This is a genomic window from Microbacterium sp. zg.Y909 (assembly GCF_024626565.1).
On record NZ_JANJFJ010000359.1, the window covers coordinates 1 to 4,512 of the forward strand.

2 protein-coding genes and 1 pseudogene are annotated in these 4,512 nt (G+C 71.7%); 2 read left to right on the forward strand and 1 reads right to left on the reverse strand.

Annotated elements, in window-relative coordinates:
* Positions 1 to 1,788: pseudogene (locus NQ160_RS19135) on the forward strand (glycoside hydrolase family 65 protein); the annotation flags it as partial.
* A 9-nt stretch (positions 1,789 to 1,797) separates the two neighbouring features.
* On the opposite strand, the gene NQ160_RS19140 reads toward NQ160_RS19135, so the two are convergent.
* Positions 1,798 to 2,604, reverse strand: a complete 807-nt coding sequence (locus NQ160_RS19140) for a hypothetical protein (protein ID WP_257516701.1) — start codon at positions 2,602 to 2,604, stop codon at positions 1,798 to 1,800.
* 109 nt (positions 2,605 to 2,713) lie between these two features.
* Between NQ160_RS19140 and NQ160_RS19145 the strand changes: the two genes are divergently transcribed.
* A partial coding sequence (locus NQ160_RS19145; protein WP_257516702.1) for a DNA polymerase III subunit gamma and tau occupies positions 2,714 to 4,512 on the forward strand: 1,799 nt, incomplete at its 3' end.

The window sequence follows — 4,512 nt, forward strand, 5'->3', positions numbered from 1 at the left end:
TACGACATGCGCGGGCTCATCGAGCCCGACATCGCCAAGAACCTGTACCGGGTGCAGGCCAAGGCCGGCGTGCCGATCACCGTCACCAAGGTCGTGGCGTACCACACGTCGCGGGGCGTACCCGCGCGGGAGCTCGTCGACCGCTGCCGTCGCACACTCGACCGCGCACAGAGCGAGGGCGTCGACGTGCTGTTCGAGCGCCAGCGCGCCTGGCTCGACGGATTCTGGGATCGCTCCGACGTGCGGATCGGCGGCCACGACGACCTGCAGCAGGCGACCCGCTGGTGCCTGTACCAGCTGGCCCAGGCTGCGGCCCGTGCCGACGGGCGGGGCGTTCCCGCCAAGGGCGTGACCGGCTCCGGGTACAGCGGCCACTATTTCTGGGACACCGAGATCTACGTGCTGCCGTTCCTGGCGTACACGACGCCGCTGTGGGCCCGGAACACCCTGCGCATGCGGTACCTCATGCTGCCCGCCGCCCGCAAGCGCGCAGCTCAGCTCAACGAGGCGGGCGCGCTCTACCCGTGGCGCACGATCAACGGCGAAGAGGCCTCGGCCTACTACGCCGCCGGCACCGCGCAGTACCACATCAACGCCGACGTCTGCTTCGCCCTGGCGAAGTACGTGCGTGCCACCGGCGACGTGGACTTCCTCTACACCGAGGGCATCGACATCGCCGTGGAGACCGCGCGACTGTGGGCGACGCTCGGGTTCTGGCGCACGAGCGACGGCATCCACGACGACGACGATGACGGAGACGGCGACTCGTTCCACATCCACGGCGTCACCGGTCCCGACGAGTACACCACCGTCGTCAACGACAACCTGTTCACCAACGTGATGGCGCGGTTCAACCTGCGCTTCGCCGCGCGAACCGTGCGTGAGATGGAGCAGGACGCGCCGGAGGAGTACCGCCGCGCGATGGACCGGCTCGGCATCGAGCCCGGCGAGGCGGAATCGTGGGACCGTGCTGCGGATGCCATGCACATCCCGTTCAGCGAGGCCCTCGGCATCCACCCGCAGGACCACGTCTTCCTCGAGAAGGAAGTGTGGGACCTGGAGAACACCCCGCCGGAGCGGCGGCCACTGCTGCTGCACTTCCACCCGCTGGTGATCTACCGCTATCAGGTGCTCAAGCAGGCCGACGTGGTGCTGGCGCTCTAGAAGCTCGCCGACTTCAACTACTACGACCCGCTCACGACGGGCGATTCGACGCTGTCGGCGGTCGTGCAGGCGATCCTCGCAGCGGAGGTGGGGTACCAGGACCTCGCCCTGGAGTACTTCCACGAATCGATCTACGTCGATCTCGGAGACCTGCACCACAACGCATCCGACGGCGTGCACGTGGCGTCGGCCGGCGGGGTGTGGACCGCCCTCGTCTCGGGCTTCGGTGGAATGCGCGACCACTTCGGCGACCTGTCGTTCGACCCGCGTCTGCCGGCCGACTGGCCGTCGCTGTCGTACTCGCTGCTGTGGCACGGAACGCGGCTCGACGTCACGGTGACCGCGGATGCGATCACGTTCACGTCCGGCCCGGGCGGTCCCATCGTGCTGTCGGTACGCGGGACCGGGTACGTCATCGCCGGTGACGAGACGCTGGTCGTGCCGTTGCAGGGGCAGGGACCGCGCCGCCCCGGCCGGCCGTCGCTCAGCGAGATCGAGGATGCGCGGCGCGACGACGGCACGTATCTGTCGGCGTCGATTCCGACCCTCACGAGCTCGATCCCCGTCATCTCGGACGATGACCTGCTGCAGGGCGAGGATGCACAGGTGGGCGTCGACAGCTGAGCGCGGTCGTCAGTCGAGTTCGGCGAAGGTGACGACGCCGACCGCGACGACCACCTGCCCGGGCTCGCCACCGACCCGGTTCACGGTCGGCCCCGCGCCCCAGGTCTGCACGACCGCCTGATCGAGAACCGCCGGACCCATCCCGCGCAGAAGATGCGTGAGGGGGTCGCTGCCACCGCGACGGTCCAAGACGGTGTAGCCGGCCGCCGTCAGAACGGCGAGGGCAGCGTCGGCGTGCCCGGCCGCTGTCGCGGCATCGGTGAACACCCACACCCGTACGTCGGAAGTGGCCTGCACCTCTTGGATGTCGGTGAACGTGCGGGTCGTGCCGGCGAACGCGCAGCCGGGTGCGCTGAGCCCGCCGAAGTCGACGGAGGGATCGCTGGGCGCCGGCGTGGCGATGTGGTCATCGGCGACGAGCGTCGACTCGTCGACGATCCACGCGGTGAGGTCATCGGGGCACGCCTGGCTGGGCGCGGCCCCCGCTGGTGGCACGCTCAGGGCGCCGTCGCCGTCGCCGTCGCCGGGTCCGCCGTTCGGGCCGCGCTCGGTCGCGTCGGCGTCCTCGGGACGTTCGGGGATGGTCGCGTCGGGCGCCGGCGCTGGGCCGGTGGGCGTGGGGGAGCCGGACGGGCTCGGGGAGGGGCTCGGTGCCGGTGTGGACGTCGACGACGGGGACGGGGGCGGGGACGGGGACGGGGTGAGGGGATCGCCCATGCGCGGGCCGCATCCGGCGAGCACGGATGCCGCCACCGCCGCCGCGACGACCGCGGTCGCGATGCGCTGCGGTGTGGCGGCTGCCGGGCTGGTGGCCATACCGGCAGTCTCCCGCACAGCGCCGACACGCGACAGGCCTGATCTCCGGCCGAGCCGCGCCTGCGAACCCGCCGGACGGGATGTCGCAGGCACGCCGTAGGCTAGTGGTGTGACCACCGCTCTCTACCGCCGCTACCGTCCCGAGGCGTTCGGCGAGATGATCGGCCAGTCCCAAGTCACCGATCCGCTCATGACGGCGCTGCGCGGTGACCGGGTCGGGCACGCCTATCTGTTCTCCGGTCCGCGCGGGTGCGGTAAGACGACCTCCGCGCGCATCCTGGCCCGCTGCCTGAACTGCGCGCAGGGGCCCACCGACACCCCCTGCGGCACCTGCCCCAGCTGCGTCGAATTGGGGCGCAACGGCGGCGGATCGCTCGATGTGGTCGAGATCGACGCGGCATCCCACAACGGCGTCGACGACGCCCGCGACCTGCGCGAGCGGGCGATCTTCGCCCCCGCCCGCGACCGGTTCAAGATCTTCATCCTCGACGAGGCGCACATGGTCAGCTCGCAGGGCTTCAACGCCCTGCTGAAGCTCGTCGAAGAGCCGCCCGACCACGTCAAGTTCATCTTCGCCACCACCGAGCCCGAAAAAGTCATCGGCACCATCCGGTCGCGCACGCACCACTATCCGTTCCGGCTCGTGCCGCCGGCGGCCATGCTCGAGTACGTGCAGGAGCTGTGCACGCAAGAGGGCGTCGAGGTCGAGACCGGTGTGCTGCCGCTCGTGGTCCGCGCCGGCGGCGGATCACCGCGCGACACGCTGTCGCTGCTCGACCAGCTCATCGCCGGCTCCGACGTCGCAGAGGGTGGCGCGGTGCGCGTGAAGTACGAGCGCGCGGTTTCGCTCCTCGGCTACACCCACGCCGAGCTGCTCGACGAGGTCGTCGAGGCGTTCGGCTCGGGGGATGCCGCGGGCGCCTTCGCCGCGGTCGACCGGGTCGTGCAGACCGGTCAGGACCCGCGCCGCTTCGTCGACGACCTGCTCGAACGGCTGCGTGACCTCATCATCGTCGCCGCCACCGGCGACGGTGCCGCGGCGGTGCTCCGGGGCGTTCCAGAGGACGAACTCGAGCGCATGGGCCGCCAAGCGGTGGTCTTCGGCACCGAGCGCCTCTCGCGCACGGCCGACCTGGTCGTGACGGCCCTCGACGACATGACCGGCGCGACCTCCCCGCGCCTGCAGCTGGAACTCATGGTGGCGCGCGTGCTCGCGCAGACCTCGCCCGCGACGCAGCCGGCTGTGCAGGCCGGTGCCGCACCCGCAGCGCCGGCCGCGATGCCGCCCGCGGCGACCCCGATCGTTCCGTCTGCGACGAGGGATGTCGCTCCGGCACCCACCTCACCCGTTTCGCCCGTCGCCGCACCGGCTGCAGCCGCGCAGCCTGCCGCCACGCCGCAGCCTGCGGCCGCGCCGCCCGCGGGCGCCCCCGTGTCGGCGCCGCCCGCTTCCGCGGCCACGACCGACGCGAGCCCGAGCGCTCCGACCGGCGCGGCCGCTCCCGGCGACGCCCCCGCAGCTGCGGGGCAGCGGGCGACGGCATCCGCTCCTGCCATCTCGGCACCGGCCGCGCCGGAGCCTGCGGCGGAGCCGATCGTGCCGGACGGCCCCATCACCTTCGCCCATGTGCGCGACGCCTGGCCTGAGATCCTCAAGCGGCTCGAAGGCGTCAGCCGCACCTCGTGGCTCCTCGCGACCGTCGCCCGCGTGGCCGCGTTCGACGACGACGTGCTGACGCTGGTTTTCCAGAGCCAGGCAGACGTCGCCGCGTTCAAGAAGCTGCAGGCCGGGCAAGGCCCGAGCGAAGACCTCCGCGGCGTGATCCAGCAGGTGCTCGGCATCCGCGTGAAGTACATCGCCCGCCACGACACCGACCCCACGCCGCCGCCCGCCGGTGCGGCCCCGGC

Bases quoted from the DNA above. Each gene is read 5' to 3' on its own strand.
- NQ160_RS19140 (WP_257516701.1), bottom strand. From the start codon at position 2,604: ATGGCCACCAGCCCGGCAGCCGCCACACCGCAGCGCATCGCGACCGCG.